This window comes from Paenibacillus andongensis, from assembly GCF_025369935.1.
Taxonomy (GTDB): domain Bacteria; phylum Bacillota; class Bacilli; order Paenibacillales; family NBRC-103111; genus Paenibacillus_E; species Paenibacillus_E andongensis.
Window position 1 is genome coordinate 772,927 of sequence record NZ_CP104467.1, and the last position, 23,019, is coordinate 795,945.

Consider the following 23,019-nt stretch of genomic DNA (forward strand, 5'->3'; position numbering starts at 1 on the left):
AGGTGTATCGTTCATGAACATAAAATCGTTTTACAAGCACTACCACTTGATGCTCCTGCCGGGTATCGTGCTTCTCATTATTTTTCATCTGGTGCCGATGTTCGGAATCGCGATTGCGTTCCAAGATTTCAAAATCGGTTTGGGCATATGGGACTCACCTTGGATCGGCTTAGAAAATTTTACGTACATGTTTCAACTGAGAGACAGTAAAGTTATTTTCTTTAATACAGTATTTATTGCCGTGTGTAAAATTATCGCGCACCTCATCATTCCGCTTACATTTGCCATTCTGCTCAATGAGATAAGATTCAGGATCTTCAAAAGATGGGTGCAGACGGTTGTGTACCTGCCGCATTTTATATCCTGGGTTATCTTGGCGGGTGTTGTGATGGATATGCTGTCGCTCGACGGCATTATCAACCATGCGCTGAGAGCGTTAGGTTTCGAGCCGATTATGTTTATGGCAAAAAACAGCTTGTTTCCTGGCATCGTCGTTAGCACTGATATTTGGAAAGAGTTCGGATTTGCTGCCATTATTTATTTAGCTGCATTAGCTGGCATTAACCCTTCCCTCTATGAAGCGGCCGAAATGGATGGAGCTAATAGACTGAAACAATTGGTTTATGTGACGCTGCCGAGCTTGGTTCCTACTGTTGTTTTGCTGGCTACTTTGAGCATAGGTAATATTTTGAATGCAGGATTTGATCAAATATTCAATTTGTATAATCCGCTTGTCTATGAATCAGGTGATATTATCGATACGTATGTGTACCGGGTAGGTCTTGTACAGGCTCAATATGGCTTAGCTACGGCCGTCGGTTTGCTGAAATCAGTAATCGGTTTCATTCTCATCTTTATTTCGTACAGAGTTGCCTATACGTATGCGAACTACAGAATTTTCTGATGAAGCAGGTGAATGCCAGTGGTACGTAATAAAACGATTTCGGCTCGTATAACCGAAGCAGCTCTAGTCTTAGTGATGCTAGTCATCTCAGCCATGTCGCTCGCGCCTGTTGTGCACGTGTTCTCCGTCTCGTTTAGCGACAACGCGGCAGCGGCTGGGGGGTTCGTTAAGTTTTGGCCTGTTGGCTTTTCTTTGGAATCGTATCGTAAAATTTTGGAAGAACCGCATTTTTTCAATGCGTTCTTAGTTTCTGTCAAACGGGTTTTGCTGGGCGGGGGAATCAATTTCGTATTGACCGTTATGATGGCGTACCCGTTGTCGAGAACCAGCAAAGAATTCCCATACCGGAACGTGTATATGTGGTTCATGCTGTTTACGATGCTGTTCAGTGGCGGGATTATTCCGTTATATTTGACCGTAAAATCTTTAGGGATGTTTAACTCGATATGGTCTCTTGTGCTGCCAGGCGCAGTGCCGGTTTTTAATGTTATTTTGTTAATGAACTTCTTCCGGAACTTGCCGAAGGAGCTGAGCGACGCGGGGTACATGGATGGTGCGGGACCTTGGTATATGATGGTCAAAGTCTATCTGCCGCTTTCGCTGCCAGCAATGGCTACTGTCACTTTATTCAGTATTGTCGGTCACTGGAATTCGTTCTTCGACGGTATGATCTTTATGCGCAGTGCGGAAAATTATCCGCTGCAAACGTATATTCAGCAGCTCGTTGTCAACCAGAACGTGTTGGAACTTGATTCAACGAAGCTTGAGTTACTGATGAAAGTATCGGATAAGACACTCAACGCTGCCAAAATCGTGGTGTCGATGGTGCCGATTCTGATCGTTTATCCGTTTCTGCAAAAGTATTTTATTCATGGAATCATGCTTGGTTCGGTAAAAGAATAGGCAAAGACCAGTGCGGGATATGAACAGATCAAGGGAGAGCGACAGATGAAACAGGTGGAAAGAAGACGTTCAATTACTACAATTACGCGAGAAATTGCTCATTTGGAGCAAAGCGCCTATATCGAAGTTCCTTTTAAAATGCCCGAGCATGTGGAGGAAATGGTGGTCACTTACGTGATCGAATCACACGGTGAACAGAAGGCTGTAATCGATTTAGGTCTGAGGGACACCGGCAGAGTGAGAGGCTGGAGCGGAGGAGCGCGCAAAGCATTTCGACTTGGGCAGGAACAATCAACTCCCGGCTATTTGTCGGGTGATTTAACGCCGGGAAACTGGGCGGTTCTGCATAACGCCTACAAGGTGCCAAGCGAAGGGTGTTCTGTTACCGTCACCATCGAATTCCTTTATAAGACACCTCGTTGGCTCAAAGGCGATCTGCATACGCACAGCGTGAACAGCGACGGCACGTTTACGCTGGAAGAGAATGCCGCAAGGATGGAGGAACTTGGCTGCGACTTCATCGCCATGACGGATCACAATACAGTCAGCCAAAATATGACCTATCCGCGCCATACAAGCGTTGTCATGATACCGGGGATGGAATTTACAACGAATTTCGGACACAGCAATTTCTTGGGTGTTACCGATCCAATCCGTGATTTCCGGGTGAAGAATCAGGAAGACGTCAATGCCAAGATTGCCGAAGCCCGTGCTAACGGAGCCAAAATCGTGATCAATCATCCGCATTGCGAGTATTGCCCGTGGGAATGGGATTTGGGTGTAGATCATGACTGGGTAGAAGTATGGAATGGCCCCTTTACCGAGCGGAATGTTAGAGCGCTGAATTGGTGGCATAGTCAACTCGTCACTGGCAGATGGCTTGTTGCTGTTGGCGGCAGCGATACCCATCGCCCGGATCCATACGTCAAGCATGCGATGCCATGCACATGGGTGTACGCTTCTGAGAAAACCGTGGATGGCATTTTGAGCGCAATTGGGCTGGGTCATGTGGTCATTACCTATGCGCCAAACGGGCCTTTTGTGGAGCTGAACTGCGGTCCATATAAGGTGGGAGATATTGTTCCGGCAGGAGAGCGGAGCAGAGAAGTGTGTTTGCAAGCCGAGGATTTGATGGCCGGAGATAAAATCAAACTGTTCAGCAACCTCAGATTGGAAAAGGAAGTACTAGTGTCCTCAGACGGGGTCATTGCCATCTATTTTGACGCACAGGGAACAACGTTTGTACGCGCTGAAGTTTGGCGGCATTTCGATGAGGTCAACACGACCCTTATGGCTGCTTTAACGAATCCGATTTATTTTGACTAGTAAAGGATATCGGCATCCGCGACGCGATGAAAACCTTGAAATAGATTGAAAGCAGAAACACAACCTTTTGCATGGTAAAAGGCTGTGTTTTTTGTTTTTTCAATAGATAAGAATTTATATGATTTGGGTTTTGGAGTAATCTATGCAGTTCATTGTGCGGATAAGGCAGCTGAAGCAGCTTATTTGTCCTAATGACCCCGGCTATGATTGCATAAGCAAGCTAGGCTTGCTTATTGTTGGCTAATACACCATAGAAGTCTCGTTTATCAGCTAATAAGCATGTGCTGTGGTCTTATCTGACGAAATTCTCCGATATTAGAACGAATAAGCAAGGTAAACTTGCTTATTCATGTGCTTCACAGCCGGTGATCGAAAAACTTAAAGGACCTAGTCACAGACTAGGTTTATCTTGCGATAAACCACTTCTAATGAGGTCGATTACTAGTGAATGATCTTAACAAAAAATTTACTAAAAATTATGTCGGAAATAAGAGGTATTTGTCGAAAAAACGTGGAATTTCTAGTGATAATCTATATCCTAGAGATAGGTGGGGGCGATGAAGGTCATGAAGCTAAAAAGTATTCAAAGTAAATTTATGCTGCTGCTTGTTCCTCTTATTGTTGTTACTCTGTTTGGCATCGTCGCGTTCGCATACGTTGAGAGCAAAGGGTTGATTAATAACGAGATTGGGCTCAAGATGCAGCAGCAGCTCGAAAGTGTGTCAAGCAGCATTAATGGAAAGCTAGTAGCGCATCGCAAAGTGGGAGAAGTGCTGGCCAGAACGGTCGAGTTTGCACCTAACCAGCTGACTTTGGACAACTATAACAAAATACTAAGTAATGATTTGAGCACAAGTGAAGATACATTTGGCCTTGGAATTTTCTTTGAACCGTTCAAGTACAATGCCAAAACGAAATATTTTTCGACTTACGCGTTCCGAGAAGGGGACAAAATTAACTTAACACAAGACTATAACGCAGCTGATTACGATTATCCGCACTGGGATTGGTACAAGGTGGCTCAGGACACGAAGCAAGCATTTGCGTATTCCGATCCTTACTATGATGAACCAACGAAAGTAACCATGGTGACGGCAAGCGTGCCCATCTATGATCAAAAAAAGCAGTTTCTCGCGGTAGTCACCGGTGATTTTAACCTTGCTCACTTGCAAAAGCTTGTTGAAGAAACGAAAGTAGGCCGCACAGGCTGGGCGTTCATGGTTGATGCCAAAGGGAACTATCTAGCTTTGCCGGATAAGTCCAAGGTGATGAAGGTCAGCATGGATAAGGACCCGAACCCGTCGATAAGTGCGCTGGCGCCAACGCTGCTTTCACAGCCAAGGGGCCAGTCCACCATCACAGATGACAAGGGAATTAATCGTATTTATTATCAAAAAGTACCGGAAACCGGCTGGACCATTGCGCTCGTTATGCCAGAGAAAGAGCTGCTAGAGCCGGTGAATAAGCTTGTCGTTTCTTTGGGTATAGGCGGCCTGATCGCGCTGGTCATCATGGTGCTTGTGATTATTTTATTCAGTCGATATCTGATTAACCAAATACGAAAAGCCAAAGTGATGGCAAGCCGCATCGCGGAAGGTGATTTAACGCAGCATATGGAAGTAAAAACGAGTGACGAATTAGGGCAGATGGGGCATTCTTTCAATGAAATGATTCAGAGGCTTCGTACGATGCTTGGATCTATTTCGATGCACACGCACACCGTTGCTTCTATGTCCGAGCAGTTATCGGCAAGCGCAGAGGAAACTTCGAGAGCGACGGAGCAGATTGCAGATTCCATCCAGCAAGTTGCTTCAAGCGCCGATGAGCAAAGTCACATGAATGATACGTCGAAAAAGACAGTAACCGACATTGCCAAGCGGCTTGTATCGATTGTTGACGGCGTTAAGAAGGTAAATGTTTCGACAGAAAAAACAGCCGAGACAGCTGAAAAAGGGAACAGGGCCGTAGGCGAGGTAACGGAGCAAATGAAGCTCATTCATCGCAACATGGAGCAATCGTCCATGATTGTAGATGAGCTGAGCGGGAAATCGCTGCAAATCGGGGAAATGATCACGTTGATTACCTCTTTATCCAGTCAGACGAACTTGTTAGCACTCAATGCCTCGATTGAAGCAGCGCGAGCTGGCGAGCACGGTAAGGGATTCGCCGTCGTTGCGACTGAAGTTCGCAAGCTGGCTGAACAATCCGCGACAGCAGCGGACCGTATTCGGAGCTTAATCGGTGACATCCAATCGGAGATTAACAGCGCAGTAGAATCCATGAATAAAGGTACCCAAGCGGTCAATGATGGAACGTTAATGAGCGAAAGCGCGAAGGCGGCATTTCTGGCTATTCTCCAAGCGGTGGAGGATGTTTTTGGACATGTGAAAGAAGTCTCGCAATCGGCTGTCTTCATTCAATCCGACTCGAAACATATGGTTGAGGTTGTCGAGCACATTTGTGCCATTTCCAGTAAATCGCTAGAGAGCACACACAGCATAGCCGCAGCAGCTGAGCAGCAGCTTGCTTCCATGGAAGAAGTTAGCGCAGCTTCCCAATCGTTGTCCAAAATGGCTGACGAGCTCCAAGAGGTCGTGAAAGTATTTAAGGTATAATAAGTTTTGAGAATCTCACTTAGTTGTCATCGGTGCCTCTGATATACTTGTCCTTGTTTTTGTATTCGTACCAAAAGGCAACGAGAACACCAACGATTAAAGCAATCGATAACCAGTGGTGAGAAATAAAGCTCCAGAAAGTATTCATGTGAGTACCTCCTTCTATTTTGTTTATATGGAGGATAGTTTTGGCAGGAGATGTTGGTTTCATGCATCGGGCAAGCAACAACATGAAAGGCGGAGAACCGTGAAGGTAGCAAAAAACTGGAAGCCGTGGATGGCTTTCATGCGTGTTGCCGTAAGGATAGTCTGTGTACTGGTCGCGGCTGGTTGTACGTCGCAAGTATTGGATAGACCGGCTATACAGCAGGAATCGCCGATCGGAAACAAGGAAACGCCTGCGGTTACGAGTAGCGTGACTATGCAGCCGGCAGCGGAAAGTTCATCTGCTGAGGAACCGTTGCAAGAGTCTGCAACAAAGCCTAGAACAGAGCCCGCGGCTTCCAAAACCGCTGCCAAACCACACCAAGGGAAGCTCGTCATGCTGGATCCCGGGCATCAGCGTTATGGGAATAATGCTCCAGAGTCGGTAGGCCCGGATACGCGGGAAACCAAGCCAAAGGTCAGCTCCGGCACGGTCGGCGTACGGACGAAAAAACCGGAATATGTTCTCAATCTAGAGATATCCCTGTTGATCAAGGACGAGCTGCTCCGCCGCGGCATAGAGGTTGCGATGACCCGCGAGTCGCATGAGGTCGATATCAGCAACAAGCAGCGCGCGGATCTGGCGAACGAAGCAGGAGCAGCGCTGGCTGTGCGCATTCATGCGGATGGCGATAGTTCACCGAAAACCAAAGGGTTTTCGGTGCTGTATCCGTCGGCTTCCACAGCAGCGGTGAAGCCCATCGCAGCAGAAAGCCATGAAGCAGCTGGCTTTATTCTAGATCATCTGAAGGCAGCTACTGACACAGCTGGAAGAGGACTGTCAGCACGCAGTGACTTATCAGGCTTCAATTGGTCCAAAGTGCCTGTTGTGCTGGTCGAGCTTGGCTTCATGACCAATCCGGAAGAAGATGAGCTGATGTCCGAAGCGGAATATCAGAAGAAGCTAGCCCAAGGTATCGCAGACGGGATTGAGCAGTTTTTGAAAAGCCGATGAGCTAGAGAGTGGGCTATGCCCCAGTGTTAGTATTGAAGCCGCCGCTATCAGGGCGGTTTTATTTCCGTTGCCCATAATCTAAACGAGCGAGTTCCCCATGCTCAAACGTAGGCTTTAGACAAGAACCTGGCCATCGGCCAGGTTTTATTTGTGCCCAAAAGCGTATAATGTATAGTATATTGGTAAAAAGTTACCATTTTAGGAAGAAGGGGGATCTGCCATGCTGCCATCTTTTTTCATTGCCCATGGAGCACCGAGTTTGGCGATCGAGCAGCATGCTTATACCGAGTTTTTGCAGAAGCTGGCCAAGAGCATTCCTGCGCCCAAAGCCATCGTGCTGTTCAGCGCACATTGGGAAAGTCCCGTGCAGAAGATTAGCTCGGCGATTCATCTGGAAACGATCTATGATTTCTCAGGCTTTTCAGAACAGCTTTATGACATTAAGTACCCAGCTAAAGGGGATTTGACGCTAAGCTTGCGTATACAGCGGTTGTTTCAGGAAGAGGGCATTCGTTGTGAGCTCGATGATGAGCGAGGCTTGGATCACGGGGCGTGGGCACCGCTGCATATTATGTATCCAGATGCGCAGATACCGGTGGTTGCGCTCTCTGTGAATCCGCGTCTGACGGCGGAAGAGCATTATCGCATCGGTGCGGCATTAGGCCCCTTGCGGGAAGAGGATGTTCTTATCCTCGGCAGTGGAGGGACGGTCCACAACTTGCGCAGACTGGATCGCAATAACCCTGTGCCGCAGGTATGGGCGGTGGAATTCGATGAGTGGTTGGCGGAGCAGCTGGAGACGTGGAATTTAGATGCGCTCGTACGATATGACGAAAGAGCGCCTAACGCGCGTGAGGCGGTTCCGACGCCGGAGCATTTTGTGCCCTTGCTGCTTGCACTAGGTGCGGCAGACACCACACGCAGGGCGAAGATGCTGCATCATAGTTTTCAGATGGGCACGCTGAGTTTGTGCTGTTGGATGTTTGGCGGGATGAGGAGGTCGTAGGGACGAAATAGGGCTGAACCAATCGTGCTGGAACAGAAATGGAACGAGCGAGAAGTGTATGAGAACGTGCTGGAACAGAGCGGGAGCCATGCGGAAAACTAATCGAAAACGAATGGAACCGAGCGAAGACTCAGCGTAAAACCATGCCGATCGCTAATCCAGGAATCGCGCCTTGAACTCAGGCTTCGGCAGCATGCAGTGCTCGGCTTTGCCGAACCAGCGATAGCGGTTGCGCGCCACGAATGTATAGCCCAGATTCCTCAGCGGAGCGGGAATGATGATGGCCGCATACGCTAGGGGCCAAGCGCCACGCAAACGCCGGGCAATGCGCAGCGCAGCGGTCGAACGGGTATAAGAGCGGCCGCCTTCGATCAGGACGATCGTGCTGATGATATCGGTAGGCAGGTTATGCTGCTCGAGCAGCTTTTGGCCGCGATCCGATTGTAAGGAAGCGAAGCGGAAAATCCCCTTCGGGTCGTTCCGCAGGATGAACTGAACAGCACCGCTGCACAGATTGCAGACCCCGTCGAACAATACGATGGCATGGTCATCGGTGAGCTTGGTCATGGAATAGCCTCCTTTTTGGCGAGTAGGGAATAGATGAGCAGTTGATGCAAAAAGTGCATCTAATTCCGGTGGTCAGACCGTCTATAAGGTAGAAGCTGCAAATAGTGCAGCAAAATTGGCCCATTTTAGCCAAATCAACTTGTCTTGGACGAATTAGCTGTAGTTTTTGCAGCAAATCTACTGAAAACGCCTGTTTGAGCTGAATTTGATGCACAAAATGCATTAACTTGTTTAAAACACGCCCATCGCGCATACAGAAGTACTCCAGCAACCAAGCCCATCATCACGCATACAGAAGTACTCCGCAAACAAGCCAATCATCTACCCTTACTATACCGAATCTCAGACGCGGCTCCAACTACCTTTTGACCCACAGCACAAAAAGTCTTCTATCTATCCCATTACTAGCATATACATTTACTAGAACGATTAAGAGAAGAGGTGCAGCCCTGTTGAAAACATTGCCTTTATTCCACCCCAAAAACCTTAGCGCCTGGCTCGTCCTTGGATGCTCAGTCATAGCCATTGTCGGTTGCAGCGATACGCCTGCATCCTTGCCATCCGCCAGCCCGAATGCCGCTGAGGCCACGCCCGCCGCCGCATCGCCAGCCACCAAACCTGCTGCCACAGCCGTGGAAACGGAGCTGCCGTACAAATTCCCGCTAACGGGTTTGCCTACCGATAAAGAAGTGAAGAGCCGGCCCTTCATGGTCATGGTCGAAAATGCCCCGCAAGCCAGGCCCCAAACCGGCCTAGATCAAGCGGACATCGTCTATGAGATTCTCGCAGAGGGCGAGATTACGAGATTCGTCTCGGTATTCCAGAGCCAAGCAGCGAAGACCATTGGTCCCGTGCGCAGCATACGCCCTTATTTCGTGGAGATCGGCGACGCGCTCGATGCGGTTATCGTCCATGCCGGCTGGAGCCAGGAAGCGATGGATATGATGGCAGGCCGCAAGCTGGCCCATCTCGATGAAGTGTACGGCGATGGCGCCTACTACTGGCGCGCGACCGATCGTAAGGCACCGCACAACCTCTATACCTCTGTGGATAAAATGAAGCAGGGCGCCGAGGCGCGCAAATTCCGCTCCGAATGGAACGGACCGCTGCTCACTTTTGCCAAGGAGGGTCAAAGTAAACTTACGGGCGCAGCCGTGAATTATATTCAAATTCCTTATATTCAAGGGTATTTCGTTTCCTATGAATACAGTGCCGTTGAAGGTGTATACAAGCGCAGCATGGAGGGCAAGCCGCATCTCGACAGGGAGACGGGCAAACAGCTGCAAACCACGAATCTGCTCGTCCTCGAAAGCAAGCATAAGATTGTGGACAAAGAAGGTCGCCGTGAAGTCGACGTATTCGGACCCGGTAAAGGTCTTATCCTGCAAGAGGGCAAGTCGCAGCAGATCACTTGGGAACGCAAAAATGGCATGCTTCGCGCCTATGCCGAGGGTGGCAAAGAAGTGCCGCTGCTGCCGGGCAACACTTGGGTTCAAATCGTACCTGAGGGCACAGCGCTTAAGATGGAGTAAATATATTTTACAATCCCTTTACACTCATCTAATCACGCCCGAACATAAGAATCCTATGATTACTAGTCATAGGAGGAAGAACATGAATACATTTCAGCGTAAAATTTCGATACCCGTTTACATCGTATTTATTATATTGCTATTTGGCATCTTTGGAATCAGTTATTCGATAAGGGGAAATCAAGTCGTCGTTAAAGGAAATGAGGCAGGAGCTGTAACGGAATCGGCAGCTCATGAGGTTAAGAAAGTAGTCTGGTGGCACTCCATGAGCGGTGATAATGGCAAAGTGGTGGACAGGCTCGTAACCAATTTCAACGCATCTCATAAAGATATCAACGTAGAAGCGGTATATCAGGGTTCCTACTATGATAATCTGACAAAGTTGAAAGCATCCATCGGCTCGAAAATGGTGCCTACGATGGTTCAGGTGTACGACATCGGGACCCGATTTATGATCGATTCGAAGGCGATTACGCCCATCCAAGATTTGATGAATCAAGATAAGTATGACACTTCCCAGCTGGACGAGGCTATTCTTAACCATTATGTAGTGGGAAATACGCTGTATTCGATGCCTTTTAACGCATCCAATCCTATTTTGTATTACAACAAAAACATGTTCAAAGCTGCGGGGCTCGATCCCGAAAAACCGCCTGTTCTATATGAAGAGCTCACACAAGCGGCCAAAAAGCTAACAAAGGACGGCGTAAGTGGAGTATACTTCGGTATTAACAGTTGGTTCATGGAGCAGTATGTAGCCAATCAAGGTGCTGAACTGCTGAATAATGGCAACGGGCGTGATGGATTGGCTACCGATTGGCGGATAAATAGCCAGGAAGGTGTTAAGACGCTCACTTGGTGGAAGGGGCTTGTTGACAGCAAGGTTGCACTTCACTCAGCAGGCAAAAACGATGAATCGAAAAAAATGTTTACCGAGGGAAAAGTCGCGATGATCTTCGACACCACGGCAGCGCTGCGGGATCTACTTGGTTCGGTTGACGGCAAGTTCGAAGTGGGGACAGGCTTCTTCCCCAAGCCAGTCGATGTAGATAATGGCGGTGTTGTGGTAGGCGGCGGGAGCAATTGGATTATGAACAGCAAGAATGAGGCAGAGCAGAGGGCTGCTTGGGAATTCATCAAATATTTGTCCGAAGCTGACCAGCAAGCGTTCTTTCATGTGAACACAGGCTACTTCCCGATTACGAAGGAAGCGTATGATCAGCAGATTGTGAAGGAAAATATGAAACAGTTCCCGCAGTTTAAAACGGCAATTGACCAGCATAACGCTGCGAAAATGAATAAAGCGACGCAAGGCGGCATTCTGGGCGTATATCCAGAGGCCAGAATGCTTACAGAGGATGCGATTGAGCAGGCGTTAAGCGGTCAAAAGTCGCCGCAGGACGCGCTCGACTCAGCTGCCTTGGAAATCAGCACCAAAATCGAGAATTACAATGAGGTTTTGAAATGAAAAAACGAAAGCCGCTACCGGCTTTCGTTTTTTTTGCATTTACGATGTTCGATTCGTTAGATTCATTCTTCGATACTCGCCGGGGGAGGACCCGGTACGATTTTTAAACATCCGGTTGAACGAAGAGATATTCCGGTAACCCACTTGAATGCCAATTTCTTGAATGTTCAAGTCTGTATGGTGCAGTAATTCCTGCGCGTTGCGCACTCTTCGATCATGCAAATGCTCCATGAAATTGGCTCCGGTTTTCTCTTTGATATACGTAGAGAGGTAGGAAGTGCTTAAATTCAGTTGGTCAGCCAGCGTATCGAGTGAAAGATCCTCAGCATAATGATCCTGAATAACACTTAGTACATGATCGATGATCGGATCGTTGACCTCTTTTTTATCACGAATGATTTGGGTGACTGCTCGGAAATAGGCCTGAAAAGTTATTTTGTACTCCTCAAGTGTGCAGCACTCTTCTAACTGAAGCATGATCGGCTTAAGCTGCCAGGTGATATCAGACTGGATTTTATAATGTTCAAGAACCTTTTTGGCCTTATCGGTTACAGCAAGAGCCAGATGCTTAAACATGTCCACGGACGCTTCCTTGTGGTCTAGCTCCTCCAACCAAGGGATGAAGAGATCCAGCGATTCAAGTTCCTTCCCTGCCTTGAGGGCTGTGGTCAGTTCCTGCTCTTGCGTGAGTGTCAGGACGTAGTTAGAACGATCCGAGCGATACTCGCTGACGATTTGGGTTTCTTCCAGCAGCCTGGCCTGCATGGCCATTTCTTTGACCTGTCGGTAGGCATGTCCGAACTGTACGGAATGTTCGAATACAGAGCTGACAGCAGCAGTGACTAAACAGTAGCGTCGATCACGGTCCAGAACCTGCTTCAACTCTTCCAGCATGGCTGCGATTCGCTCCCTCTCATTGCCCAGGAAGACAGATAGAAATTGATGATGTTCCATCTGAAAGGTATGCGAATAAGGAAAACGCTCATCCGTAAGCTGCTTGAGATGCTCACCAATGGATTGCGAAATGTGTTCCCGACTCATTGGTATGTCTACGAAAGCGGTTGAGCGGAAGCGAAGCTCGTAAAGTACGATGGTGAAGGTTTCCTCGGTTCCTTGAATGTGAGGCCATTCAACCGATTCATGATTGATATTCTTCAGCTTATTGATGTAACGATAGTTCGTTAGCAAGGATTGTTGGTCCTGCAGTGCCTGTTGAATCTCACCTTTTTCGATGAGCAGCTGTCGAACAGGCTTATGAATTCGTTTGCTGAAAAAGATAGCGACAGCTAAAGCGATGAAAATAGAAATGGTCAAGAGAATCATCATGAGATTGTCCAAGCGAACGAGCTTGGCAGCGAAGTCTTGACTCGTAACCTTCATGATGTAACGCAGGCCGTCGCCATTTTCATACGCAATATAATAAATCCCGTTATCGACGAGGTATTGCTTTTTCTCATCTCCAGCCAATTGGGCTGACAGTAACTGCTTCGGGAGTTCATAGGAATCGTCATTCGTTTGATAAATGAGATCGTCATTTGGTCCCAGAATCGTTAGATGCAGCGCAGGATGCTCTTTAAGAATGGCGTCTCGCAACCGATCTGCGTCAATCATAGCAATCAGCATATCATCAGCAAGTGAAGGCTTAATCGAATACGGAATCAGTGTTCTCGCTGGTGAATCTGCGGGTAAGCTCCCAAACGATGCCGCCGGATGAAGAACATAATTGTCTTTGCGTTGAAACTGTGTTTGCCAGTAAGAGAGCGGGTATAGCGTGCTGGTGTAAAGATCAGTAAACAAGTCTTTCGTTGTTCCAGAGCCAAACTTATTGATGGTCAAATTCGTGGATCGAAAGAGAAGGATCATATTGTCTAAATAAAGTTCGGAATCGCTCACGACGCTTTGAATATCCAGAACAATGGGACGGGTATTCAGCGTATCGGAATCCTTCTTTAAGCCCACTTGATTGTTCAGAGAAATGACATCTTTATCCGTAAATTGTTTAAATAGGGCGTCTCTTACTTTATCCATTTGAAATTGGTAACGTTCAGCCACTTTTTGCAAAGTGAGACGATTCTGTTCGATCATCTCGCTGCGGAGGTGGCTTTTCAAGAGCCAGAAGATCAGAAGATTAAAGGTGGAGAAGATCAGAATCAGGATGATGAAGCTGGCCAGTATATTTCGAAACATGGATCTTTTTATTGTAAAAATACTCATAAGTCGCAGGCTCCTCTGATCATTACGCTATTTGCTTCCGGCGAGCTGTATACCATTTATTGTAGAGCAAAAACGATAATTAGGGTATGGGCTTTTTTTTGGAACCTTCGCACTTTTACTTGTTTTCCGCTTCATAAAAGCTTTAAAGAAGAATCGAAACAATGGGAAAAGATCGGAAATGATGTGTATAGGCAAGGTGCAGGGTTCTGGATATGATGGGCAGGGTATGAACGAATCTCATGGGAAGGAGAGGCAGGCAAGGGTTCAAAGGGGCAAGTGCAAATGAACATGAGGGGAAAAGGAATGAATGGAACACGTGCATAATAGAACCGTTTTGAACGTCAAAAAAAGCTGCTTTGTGTTAGTTTTGGTAGTTATTGTGTGCATGAACTTAGTCGGTTCGGCAGGGGCGCATTTCTCCTCGACCGGTTACTCCGATATCAAGGTGGGTTCGGACACGATACAATACCACCTTTCTATATTGGAACATGACTTCCTTCAGATCTTCCCTGATAAAGCGGATGGGGGCGACAAGATTAGCGATAACCAATTGTCTAGCTCCTTGGATACAGTTGCAAAGCTTGTGAATGACGGTGTAGTCGTTACAGGGGATGGCAAAGTTGGAGCAGGAGTCATTGTTAACGCAAAGCATGAGAAGCGAGCCAGCATGGAGATGATCGGCATCGATATTCGCTATAAGTTTGCTTCCACTGTGAAGCGTTATCTCATGCAATATAATTTCTTCTGGTACACCGGGATCGATCCCAATCACAGTAACTATGCAACCATTCATGTCGGAGGTCAGACCATCGAGCAGGTGCTCGGCAGTCAGAATTATATTGTGCAGATTCAAGGGCCAGGACCCGCTGCAGGAAATCCAGAAATGGCGTCAGCCCCAGCTGTGGCAATACCTATGGCAGATACTTCAAATGCTTCTTGGCAGAGCACGCTGAAGACCTACATCCTCATGGGGATGGAGCACATTTGGTCGGGGCTTGATCACATGCTGTTTCTATTTGGACTGCTGCTGGCAGCTGAACAAAGAGTGTGGAAAATTGTTAAATTGATAACGGCATTCACAATAGGTCATTGTATTACGCTTGTTTTGTCTTCCCTAGAGATCGCTTATCTCTCACCCAAAATCGTCGAACCCTTAATTGCCCTTAGCATTCTATATATCGCAGCTGAAAATATATGGAAGAAAAAGGAGAGTGCTCGTGTAGTCGTCACGATGCTGTTCGGACTGGTGCATGGTTTCGGATTTGCAGAGGTGCTGAGAGGGACGCTGTCCGGACATATGGCGCTGCCTTTATTCTCTTTCAACCTAGGTGTTGAAATTGGACAGCTTGTCGTAGTCGCGGTTGTGATTCCTGTGCTCCTATTGATCCGCCGCATGCCATTGAAAATCAATTGGAACTTATATGCTTCCGGGATTATCGGCGTATTCGGGCTTTACTGGTTGATAGAGAGAGTTCTCACCCAATAAATAGTTAACACCATTAAATGATGAGGGGGCGTTTAAAAGTTGGTTACCAAGAGCTTAAAACGAATCATTTCAGGCTTGACCTTATTTGTGATGCTGTTCAGCATGTTGACGCCGATGGCGATTGCTGTGGACAACGGCGCACAGACCAGCACTGTCGACTATTCAAAAGTACCTAAGCTGTTGATTACGGAGCTTGTCCCGGATTCCACCAATGTTACTGGTATCAGTTACGATGCTTATGAATTTATTGAGATTTATAACAATACGAACAAAGTGTTGGACTTTAAAGATTACAATCTGGTCTACCGTTATCCCGGAACTGAAGCTATTTGGCCGGCATATAACAACGGGAATCCAAACGGGAGCATGTCGATTCCCGCCCAATCTTCCATCGTCCTGTGGGTTATGAACACTAAAAACAAAGATTTGACCGAAGCGGGCTTCAACACAAACTACCACACGAACCTGCTGGAGAATGTCAATTTGTTCCGTGTAGAGGGTGGAGGGGGAATGCACAACAGCAGCCCAAGAGACCTGGTAATTCAAGAGAAATCCGGAAGCGATATCGTGGTTGCAAGTTATCAGAACGATGATCAAACGAAACCGGATAAAGGTATTTTTTACCAATATCCAGTGAATGGGACGAAGAATATGGTCATGTCCGGTTCAGGAGCCGATACAAATCCGGCTGCTGCTACACCAGGAGTTGTGAATCCCAATCAAGTTCCACCCGTACCGTTGAACTTCTCTGAGCCTCCGGTCATCGATCACGCACCGGTTACGCAAGCGGATCAAAGGAACGATCTGATTCTGCAAGCACAAATTTCCAATGTAGAGCAAGATGAAACAGTATCCGCTGCTGTGTACTATCAAATGGGATCTCAGACCAATTATGAATCGGTTCCTATGACAGTAACAGGCAATAACCATTATCAAGCTGTCATTCCCAAGGTGAAGCTGAGCGAGAGTCAGTTGAGGTATTACGTACAAGCTGATGACGGTTTTAATTCGGTAAGAACGAACGTTTACAGTGTAGATGTTACAATCGATCCTTCCGACTATTCGAAGGTTCCTCCGCTTCTGGTGACAGAAATTGTACCGGATTCCACTAATGTGGGCTCGCTAGATGGCTATGAATTTATTGAGATTTATAATAATACGGATCAAGCCGTTAATTTTAAAGACTATAAATTAGTTTACCGCTATACCGATTCAGGACCGAGTGCGGATGTCGCTTGGCCAGCAGACAAAGAAGACATGGTCATTCCTTCGAAAGGCACACTTGTCTTCTGGATCATCAACAGTCAGAATACGAATTCTACCGTCGCTGACTTCAATGCCAATTATAATACCAATCTGGTCGAAGGCACCGATATTGTACGCGTTCACAGCGACGGTATGGCGAATGGTTCCAATCGAGGCCTTCTGATTGCGACGAATACAGGTACCGAAATTTCGTCAGCTTATTACGTGGCAGGCGATGCCAAGGCCAATAAAGGGATATTGTATGCCTATCCGTTTGATGGCAGTACGACGATGCTTAAATACAGTTCGGCACTTGCAGCCGCAACGCCGGGTAAACTGGATCAGGTTCAAATACCTGGGCAGACTGTGAAAGTGACACCAGATACGCTCAAACCTACCCTGGCGGATTTGACCAAACAGACCGTCATTGATCAGTCGAAGAATCTCGAAATCATCGGGGATGCGAAAGATGATAGCGCAGTGAAAACTGTAACTCTCTATTATAAGACGGAAAAACAGTCTCATTATATTAAACGGAATTTAAAAGAGAGTTTCGCAGATACGTTATACCATTATATGATCTATTCCCCAGAGCTTATTGGTAATGCCTACTTGGATTATTACTTTGTTGCCTCTGATGGCACGAATGAGATCACGTCGGGCGTGAAGCGGGTTTCCATTCAAGGACAATCGGATCATTCGAGCCTGCGCCTTAATTTGAAAGACGGAGAAATGGTCTCCAAAACGAAGGTCATCAAAGGAACAGGCGAGGGGCTCAGTTCGACCGACCTGAAGCTTGCGATGGATGGAACCGAGCTGACGGAATCTACCTTTCATGCCATTGAACATGATGCGTATTTCGCATTCGATGTAACGGGTGTTGATTACTATTTCAAAAACGGAGTCACACAGGGGCAGGAAATCCTCACTATCTTCCAAGACCCGATTGAAAGCTACACCACGTTATCGATTCCGATTCAGGCTGATCGCTTGAAGGAAGGCAGCAATGTGATTTCGATCCGATCGGGTTCTAAATCTTCGCCATTCGACGATCGTGCGGAAGAGAATAAAGATGATTTTGATGTTAGAAACGTTCGTCTTGTGTTTGCTGATGGTACGATTGTTTATGATACTAAATATAACGATCCGTCTAAAGTGATTAAAATGGGCGACAGCGAAGGCAAATATCCAGTTGTTGATTTTAACTTCGTCATTCCGGATAGCCAGATGTCATCCAAAGCCTATGTTTGGAATACGGCATCCGTGAGCGATGGCAATCATCAGATTTCAGTAAGCAACGCCAATGTGGGTACAGTTACATCTACGGTGACGGTTGATAACACAGCTCCGGTTATTAAGCCTTCTATTGAAGAAGGAGTCATGTACCGCGGCGCCTTCACGTTGGATGCGCAAGTATCCGATGCGCTGGCTGGGGTAGATAAGGTAGAAGCTACACTCGATGAACAGCCGATCACCTTGCCAAATACGGCATCGTCCGCACAGCTTCAAGGCGGTAAGCATGTATTCAGCGTTAAGGCAACCGATAAAGTAGGAAATATCACGCATACAACGATCAACTTCGAGGTACCGAATGAAATCCCGGATATGCCCGTACAGATTGCACCAGGTCAAGGCGCAGCTGGCGTGGACCGCAATGCGGGGTTAAGCGTTAAGGTAACGGATCCGATGAATGACGACATGAACGTGATATTCAACCAAGGCTTCAAATACGATGCAAGTACGCAGGGGCCATTCGCCGGATATCGCGGTGCATCAGACACCGAGCCTCCTAAACAGGAAAAACCTGAGGGAGAGTCAGTCTTTGTCAAAGAGGATTATGAGAAAATCAGAGCGCTTGATGGGAAGTATCTCGTAGACGATTCCGATGATAAATTCCCGTATCAGCGATTTGAGATTTCGTTGGATCATTCGATTAAAAACTCAGATAAAGTAGAAATTAGCTGGAAAGGAAAGTCGCTGGAAGGCCGTAAAGTCAGCTTGTATGCATGGAGTCCAGACGGACAAGCATGGAGTCCACTGAAGACAGTTATAGCGGGTAGTGAGGATTTCGAGCTGAAAGCGGCTGTAACTGTTGGAGATTATGCCAACAATCATAAGATCCAGGTGATGGTTCAGGATGAAATTGCCGTCACTCAAAATCCAATTAGCAGCAGTGATCCAGCGAATTACGATTTCTCATTTGTATGGATGTCGGATACGCAATATTACTCCAAAAGCTATCCTCACATTTATCAAAAAATTGTCAAGTGGATCGCTGATCACAAAGAAGATAACAAAATTAAATATGTCATTCACACCGGCGACATTGTCGATAATGCTGACCAAGAATACCAATGGGTAGAAGCGGATAAAGATATGAAAGTCTTGGAAAATGCGCAAATCCCTTACGGTGTATTGGCTGGTAACCATGACGTGGGTCATCAAAACAATGATTACAGCTACTACGCTAAATGGTTTGGGGAAGATCGGTTTAAGAGTCAGCCGACGTACGGCGAATCCTACGATAACAATCGCGGTCATTATGACCTAGTTTCCTCGAACGGCAACGATTTTATCGTTGTTTACATGGGTTGGGGTTATGGTGACAAAGAAATTGACTGGATTAACGAGGTTTTGAAAAAATACCCGAACCGGAAGGCAATCTTGAACTTCCATGAGTTCATGCTTGTTTCCAATAACCGCGCACCGATGGCGGAAAAAGTGTTCGAACGGGTCATCAAACCGAATAAGAACGTCATTGCCGCCCTTTCCGGCCATTATCACGATGCTGAATTGAAAGTCGATCCGATTGACGATAATGGGGACGGCATACCGGACCGCAACGTGTATCAAATGCTTGCTGACTATCAAGGGGCGCCTGAAGGCGGACTTGGTTATATCCGACTCATGCAGTTTGATATGAAAAACAGCAAAATCAACATGAAGACCTATTCACCGCATTTGGATGACTATAACTACTATGAACCGGCTGAACATCCTGGTAAAGATGAGTTTTCACTTAGCTTGGATCTGCAATCGGTAACCAAACGTGTGGCTACGGACTATTTCGGGGTAAACGTGTATACGTCCAATACGATCGGAAGCGTTGAGCATGTGAAGAGCGGCCAGCAGGCATCCATTGTCTGGCGCAATCTTACTCCGAATACCAACTACCAATGGTATGCAGTCGCAGCAGATATGTATGGAGGCCGAAAGGAGTCGGATATTTGGAAATTTACAACAGGAACGATAGTGACCGATCCAGGAACGGGACCTAGTCCGTCGTCGCCATCTACTCCGAGTGACGATAAAGTGACCTCGACGGATGGTAAATTAACGCTTCCAACAGGTAAAACGGGCGAAGTTAGTTATGAAAATGCGGTCACAGTCTTGATTCCGGCTGATGCTTCAATGAAAGATTTAAAATTAACAATCGAAAAATTGTCTGAGACGCAGAAGCTTTTAACGGATAATGAGGTTCTAGCTAGTCCGATCTATGAGATTCTCAAAAATTATTCAGAGAACTTCAGTAAACCTGTAACGTTGACGTTTACTTTCGATCCGACAAGCTTGAAGGGCGATCAAAAGGCATCTGTCTTCTATTATGACGAAGTGAAAAAAGTGTGGGTAGAAGTCGAGGGCGGCAAGGTTAATGGGAATCGCATCACCGTAGAGGTTAATCACTTTACGAAGTATGCGGTAATGGCCGTAGGTTCATCCGTAGTGGAGCCTGCCAAGCCGATGATTACCCTAAGCGATATCGCCGGACACTGGGCTGAGGCCAACATCAAGCAGGGGATAAGCCTCGGTATTGTTAGCGGTTATCCAGACAGCACATTTAAGCCGAATCATACGGTGACCCGCGCAGAATTTGCAGTGATGCTGATGAGTACGCTGAAACCGCAAGGCAATGGAGCGGCACTGACATTCGCGGATAAAGCAAATATCGGAGCTTGGGCACAGAAATCGGTTGCACAAGCGGTGCAAGCAGGTATCATTGCTGGATATGAGGACGGTACGTTCCGTCCGAATGCAGAAATCACACGCGCAGAGATGGCAGTTATGCTTGCCAAAGCGATGACTCCGTCAGTCGATACAAATGCCGCAGCAGGCTTCGCAGACGATAAGGATATTCCTACATGGGCGAAAAGCGCAGTGACATCACTGAAGAAACTTGGCCTTGTAGAAGGTAAAGAGGGGAATAAATTCGATCCTTCCGGCCAAACAACAAGAGCAGAAGCAGTAACAATTCTTTTGAAAACTCTGACATCATCTTAAGATCATTGAAATTAGCTAAGTAGAACAAAATGAAGGGGCTCCTTCGTCTGAAAAGACGGGAGTCCCTTTCTAATTATTTTGATCAGAAATTAATCTCTCGGGTTGATAGTTGATAGCATTCACGGAACGCATAATGCTTACACCCAAGACATTGAGAGTGGTTAAGTTTGGTTAATGCAAAGCTAACCGCGTCACCAGTTTTTTCGAAAAAGTGTTCCTGCCCAATGAATTCGTCTAATCTTGTTTTTCGAAGCATATCGCGTGGTTGGGTTTGTATTTCGGAAATGATTACGGTGCCACCGTGCTTGTTAAAGTGCTTGACGATACTGGATAAATTGGATTCGACTGTTGTGTCCATATAGGGAACATTGCCCATTTTCAATATTAATACTTTGGGTTTGTAATGGATTTCGTCCATAATGGATTTCTCAAACATATTTGCAACCCCAAAGAACAAAGCTCCTTCGACGGTGTAGATACTGATTTGAGGGCAATTATGTTGTTCATTAACCATGTGTGCTGCTACTTCTTCATTTTTCTCGGAAGGGTCGGGTAACACCTTTGCAGTAATGAGAAGGCCGCTCATATGCTTCACAAAAATAATGACTGACAAGACTAATCCAACTTCAACAGCGGTCGTCAAATCTGTAAAAACAGTTAGAAAAAAGGTGATAAGCAGAACGAATGACTCTGCCGTTTTGGTTTTTAAAACGTGTACAAACTCTTTGCGTTCGCTCATATTCCAAGCAACAACCATTAAAATGGGTGCCATACTCGCAAGCGGAATATTCGATGCATAAGGAGCAAATAAGAACAAAACCAACAGAACAACAATACCGTGAATGACCCCAGAGAAGGGAGACTCCGCTCCGCTTTTAATATTTGTTGCAGTTCGTGCAATAGCCCCTGTTGCAGGAATACCCCCGAACAACGGCGTTATCATATTCGCGATACCTTGACCAATCAATTCACGATTGCTGTTATGTCTGGTTCCTGCCATTCCATCAGCAACTACGGCTGAAAGTAAGGATTCAATGCCGCCTAACATGGCTATTACCAAAGCGGGTTTTATTAAAGATTGAATGTGTTCAATGGAGAGTGCAGGCAAGTGAAGGCTAGGCAAGCTATTTGGAATTGCGCCGTAGGTAGAACCGATGGTCGCGATTTTGTCAGGATAGAATAGGGATGCGATAACTGTAGAAATCAATAAACCCACTAATGAACCAGGAATTTTGGGTACCAGCTTTGGTGTCAGAATGATAAGCACGAGACAAATCACAGCAGTTAAGAGACTGTACATATGGATGGTTGAAATGTGAATGCCTAATTCCTTCATATTGGAAAGAAACTCTTGATGTTTTTGAAGATTATGCAATCCAAGGAAATTAGCAATTTGTCCTGTGAAGATCGTAACAGCAATTCCTGTGGTAAAACCTATGGTGACAGGACGTGGAATAAATTTAATGACGCCACCTAATTTAAAAATCCCCATGAATAGCAAAATGACACCTGCCATAAAACCTGCAATAAGCAAGTTTTCGTAGCCATACTGCATCACTATCGCAAATAAAATGGGTATAAATGCTCCGGTAGGACCGCCGATTTGAAATTTAGAACCACCAAATAATGAGATTAGTATGCCTGCTACAAACGTAGTATATAATCCGTATTCCGGCTTTACGCCTGAAGCAATTGCAAACGCCATTCCTAATGGAATGGCGACAATACCTACGATCAGACCTGAAATCAAGTCTTTTTGAAATTTTTTTCCATTATAGCCTTGGAATCTGCCACTAAAAGAAGGTTTCATATCTAATCTCACCAGCCTAAATAATTGATTATTTGAATATATATAAAATCATATATCCAAAGGTATTAGGTGTCAATTTGATATTTCTAGATAAACAAGGGAAATAAACAAAAAAGGGAGTAAATCGAGAACTACAACCCGATTCACTCCTTTTTTGAATTACTGATTTTTTATATTTTCTAACATTGAAATAGCATTCACAAGATGATTGTCAAAAATCTGCTTGGCAACCGTAAGCAAGTCTTTAATTAATGGGTCAGTTAGCGAGTATACAACAGAGGTTCCGTCTTTAATTCCACGAACTACGTTTTTATTTCTTAATACGGCTAATTGTTGTGAAACGGCAGAACCTTCACTGCCCAATATCGTTTGTATCTCATTAACGGTTTTGTCGCCATGAACTAAAACTTCAAGGATTCTTATACGCAGTGGGTGCGCTAACGCCTTGAAAAAATCCGCTTTAAAATGCTGTATTTCTTGATACATAGCGTTCTCCCCTACATATT

The 23,019-nt window shown here is 46.2% G+C and carries 16 protein-coding genes; 10 read left to right on the forward strand and 6 right to left on the reverse strand.

The genetic code is table 11. From position 1 onward, the window contains the following. The first annotated feature begins 13 nt into the window (after nucleotides 1-13). The 4 genes from NYR53_RS03535 (at nucleotide 14) to NYR53_RS03550 (ending at nucleotide 5,748) form a co-directional block, all read left to right on the forward strand. Entirely contained in the window at nucleotides 14-904 is an 891-nt protein-coding gene (locus NYR53_RS03535) for an ABC transporter permease (protein ID WP_261303951.1), read from the forward strand. Nucleotides 905-922: 18 nt separating this feature from the next. Beyond that, complete coding sequence (locus NYR53_RS03540) at nucleotides 923-1,807, forward strand: carbohydrate ABC transporter permease (RefSeq protein ID WP_261306272.1); 885 nt, start codon at nucleotides 923-925, stop codon at nucleotides 1,805-1,807. Nucleotides 1,808-1,852: 45 nt separating this feature from the next. Continuing rightward, entirely contained in the window at nucleotides 1,853-3,133 is a 1,281-nt protein-coding gene (locus NYR53_RS03545) for a CehA/McbA family metallohydrolase (RefSeq protein ID WP_261303952.1), read from the forward strand. Nucleotides 3,134-3,699: 566 nt separating this feature from the next. Continuing rightward, nucleotides 3,700-5,748 (forward strand): methyl-accepting chemotaxis protein, encoded by a 2,049-nt coding sequence (locus NYR53_RS03550; protein WP_261303953.1) that lies wholly within the window; start codon nucleotides 3,700-3,702, stop codon nucleotides 5,746-5,748. Between the two features lie 19 nt (nucleotides 5,749-5,767). On the opposite strand, the gene NYR53_RS03555 is transcribed toward NYR53_RS03550, so the two are convergent. Continuing rightward, nucleotides 5,768-5,896 carry a hypothetical protein gene (locus tag NYR53_RS03555; RefSeq protein ID WP_261303954.1) on the reverse strand — a complete coding sequence of 43 codons (129 nt, stop codon included), beginning with the start codon at nucleotides 5,894-5,896 and terminating at the stop codon, nucleotides 5,768-5,770. Nucleotides 5,897-5,995: 99 nt separating this feature from the next. Between NYR53_RS03555 and NYR53_RS03560 the strand changes: the two genes are divergently transcribed. After that, nucleotides 5,996-6,907, forward strand: coding sequence for an N-acetylmuramoyl-L-alanine amidase family protein (locus NYR53_RS03560; protein WP_261303955.1), 912 nt, complete (start codon nucleotides 5,996-5,998; stop codon nucleotides 6,905-6,907). A 220-nt stretch (nucleotides 6,908-7,127) separates the two neighbouring features. Further along, nucleotides 7,128-7,913 carry a DODA-type extradiol aromatic ring-opening family dioxygenase gene (locus tag NYR53_RS03565; RefSeq protein ID WP_261303956.1) on the forward strand — a complete coding sequence of 262 codons (786 nt, stop codon included), beginning with the start codon at nucleotides 7,128-7,130 and terminating at the stop codon, nucleotides 7,911-7,913. 153 nt (nucleotides 7,914-8,066) lie between these two features. Here NYR53_RS03565 and NYR53_RS03570 read toward each other — a convergent pair whose 3' ends face one another. Then, a complete protein-coding gene (locus NYR53_RS03570; RefSeq protein ID WP_261303957.1) occupies nucleotides 8,067-8,480 on the reverse strand; it encodes a thiol-disulfide oxidoreductase DCC family protein in 414 nt (137 codons plus the stop codon). A gap of 358 nt (nucleotides 8,481-8,838) precedes the next feature. Beyond that, on the reverse strand, nucleotides 8,839-9,195 hold the full coding sequence (locus NYR53_RS03575; protein WP_261303958.1) for a hypothetical protein: 357 nt from the start codon (nucleotides 9,193-9,195) through the stop codon (nucleotides 8,839-8,841). Between NYR53_RS03575 and NYR53_RS03580 the strand changes: the two genes are divergently transcribed. Further along, nucleotides 9,194-10,012 (forward strand): DUF3048 domain-containing protein, encoded by an 819-nt coding sequence (locus tag NYR53_RS03580; protein WP_261303959.1) that lies wholly within the window; start codon nucleotides 9,194-9,196, stop codon nucleotides 10,010-10,012. The two genes, NYR53_RS03575 and NYR53_RS03580, sit on opposite strands and share 2 nt — an antisense overlap. 82 nt (nucleotides 10,013-10,094) lie before the next feature. Continuing rightward, entirely contained in the window at nucleotides 10,095-11,480 is a 1,386-nt protein-coding gene (locus NYR53_RS03585) for an ABC transporter substrate-binding protein (RefSeq protein WP_261303960.1), read from the forward strand. Nucleotides 11,481-11,519: 39 nt separating this feature from the next. Here the strand turns inward: NYR53_RS03585 and NYR53_RS03590 are convergent, their stop codons facing one another. Beyond that, nucleotides 11,520-13,694 carry a helix-turn-helix domain-containing protein gene (locus tag NYR53_RS03590; RefSeq protein WP_261303961.1) on the reverse strand — a complete coding sequence of 725 codons (2,175 nt, stop codon included), beginning with the start codon at nucleotides 13,692-13,694 and terminating at the stop codon, nucleotides 11,520-11,522. 385 nt (nucleotides 13,695-14,079) lie between these two features. Between NYR53_RS03590 and NYR53_RS03595 the strand changes: the two genes are divergently transcribed. Beyond that, nucleotides 14,080-15,180, forward strand: coding sequence for a HupE/UreJ family protein (locus NYR53_RS03595; RefSeq protein ID WP_261303962.1), 1,101 nt, complete (start codon nucleotides 14,080-14,082; stop codon nucleotides 15,178-15,180). A 39-nt stretch (nucleotides 15,181-15,219) separates the two neighbouring features. After that, a complete protein-coding gene (locus NYR53_RS03600) occupies nucleotides 15,220-20,703 on the forward strand; it encodes an S-layer homology domain-containing protein (protein WP_261303963.1) in 5,484 nt (1,827 codons plus the stop codon). 82 nt (nucleotides 20,704-20,785) lie between these two features. On the opposite strand, the gene NYR53_RS03605 is transcribed toward NYR53_RS03600, so the two are convergent. Both NYR53_RS03605 and NYR53_RS03610 read right to left on the reverse strand, forming a co-directional pair. After that, nucleotides 20,786-22,513, reverse strand: a complete 1,728-nt coding sequence (locus NYR53_RS03605) for a SulP family inorganic anion transporter (RefSeq protein WP_261303964.1) — start codon at nucleotides 22,511-22,513, stop codon at nucleotides 20,786-20,788. A gap of 159 nt (nucleotides 22,514-22,672) precedes the next feature. Beyond that, nucleotides 22,673-22,999 carry an ArsR/SmtB family transcription factor gene (locus tag NYR53_RS03610; protein ID WP_261303965.1) on the reverse strand — a complete coding sequence of 109 codons (327 nt, stop codon included), beginning with the start codon at nucleotides 22,997-22,999 and terminating at the stop codon, nucleotides 22,673-22,675. Nucleotides 23,000-23,019: the final 20 nt, after the last annotated feature.

Coding starts and splice junctions, on each gene's coding strand:
- NYR53_RS03605 (WP_261303964.1), bottom strand. CDS start 22,513: ATGAAACCTTCTTTTAGTGGCAGATTCCAAGGCTATAATGGAAAAAAA.
- NYR53_RS03555 (WP_261303954.1), bottom strand. CDS start 5,896: ATGAATACTTTCTGGAGCTTTATTTCTCACCACTGGTTATCGATTGCT.
- NYR53_RS03595 (WP_261303962.1), top strand. CDS start 14,080: ATGAACTTAGTCGGTTCGGCAGGGGCGCATTTCTCCTCGACCGGTTAC.
- NYR53_RS03570 (WP_261303957.1), bottom strand. CDS start 8,480: ATGACCAAGCTCACCGATGACCATGCCATCGTATTGTTCGACGGGGTC.
- NYR53_RS03565 (WP_261303956.1), top strand. CDS start 7,128: ATGCTGCCATCTTTTTTCATTGCCCATGGAGCACCGAGTTTGGCGATC.
- NYR53_RS03580 (WP_261303959.1), top strand. CDS start 9,194: ATGGTCGAAAATGCCCCGCAAGCCAGGCCCCAAACCGGCCTAGATCAA.
- NYR53_RS03550 (WP_261303953.1), top strand. CDS start 3,700: ATGAAGCTAAAAAGTATTCAAAGTAAATTTATGCTGCTGCTTGTTCCT.
- NYR53_RS03590 (WP_261303961.1), bottom strand. CDS start 13,694: ATGAGTATTTTTACAATAAAAAGATCCATGTTTCGAAATATACTGGCC.
- NYR53_RS03585 (WP_261303960.1), top strand. CDS start 10,095: ATGAATACATTTCAGCGTAAAATTTCGATACCCGTTTACATCGTATTT.
- NYR53_RS03575 (WP_261303958.1), bottom strand. CDS start 9,195: ATGACCATGAAGGGCCGGCTCTTCACTTCTTTATCGGTAGGCAAACCC.
- NYR53_RS03545 (WP_261303952.1), top strand. CDS start 1,853: ATGAAACAGGTGGAAAGAAGACGTTCAATTACTACAATTACGCGAGAA.
- NYR53_RS03610 (WP_261303965.1), bottom strand. CDS start 22,999: ATGTATCAAGAAATACAGCATTTTAAAGCGGATTTTTTCAAGGCGTTA.
- NYR53_RS03535 (WP_261303951.1), top strand. CDS start 14: ATGAACATAAAATCGTTTTACAAGCACTACCACTTGATGCTCCTGCCG.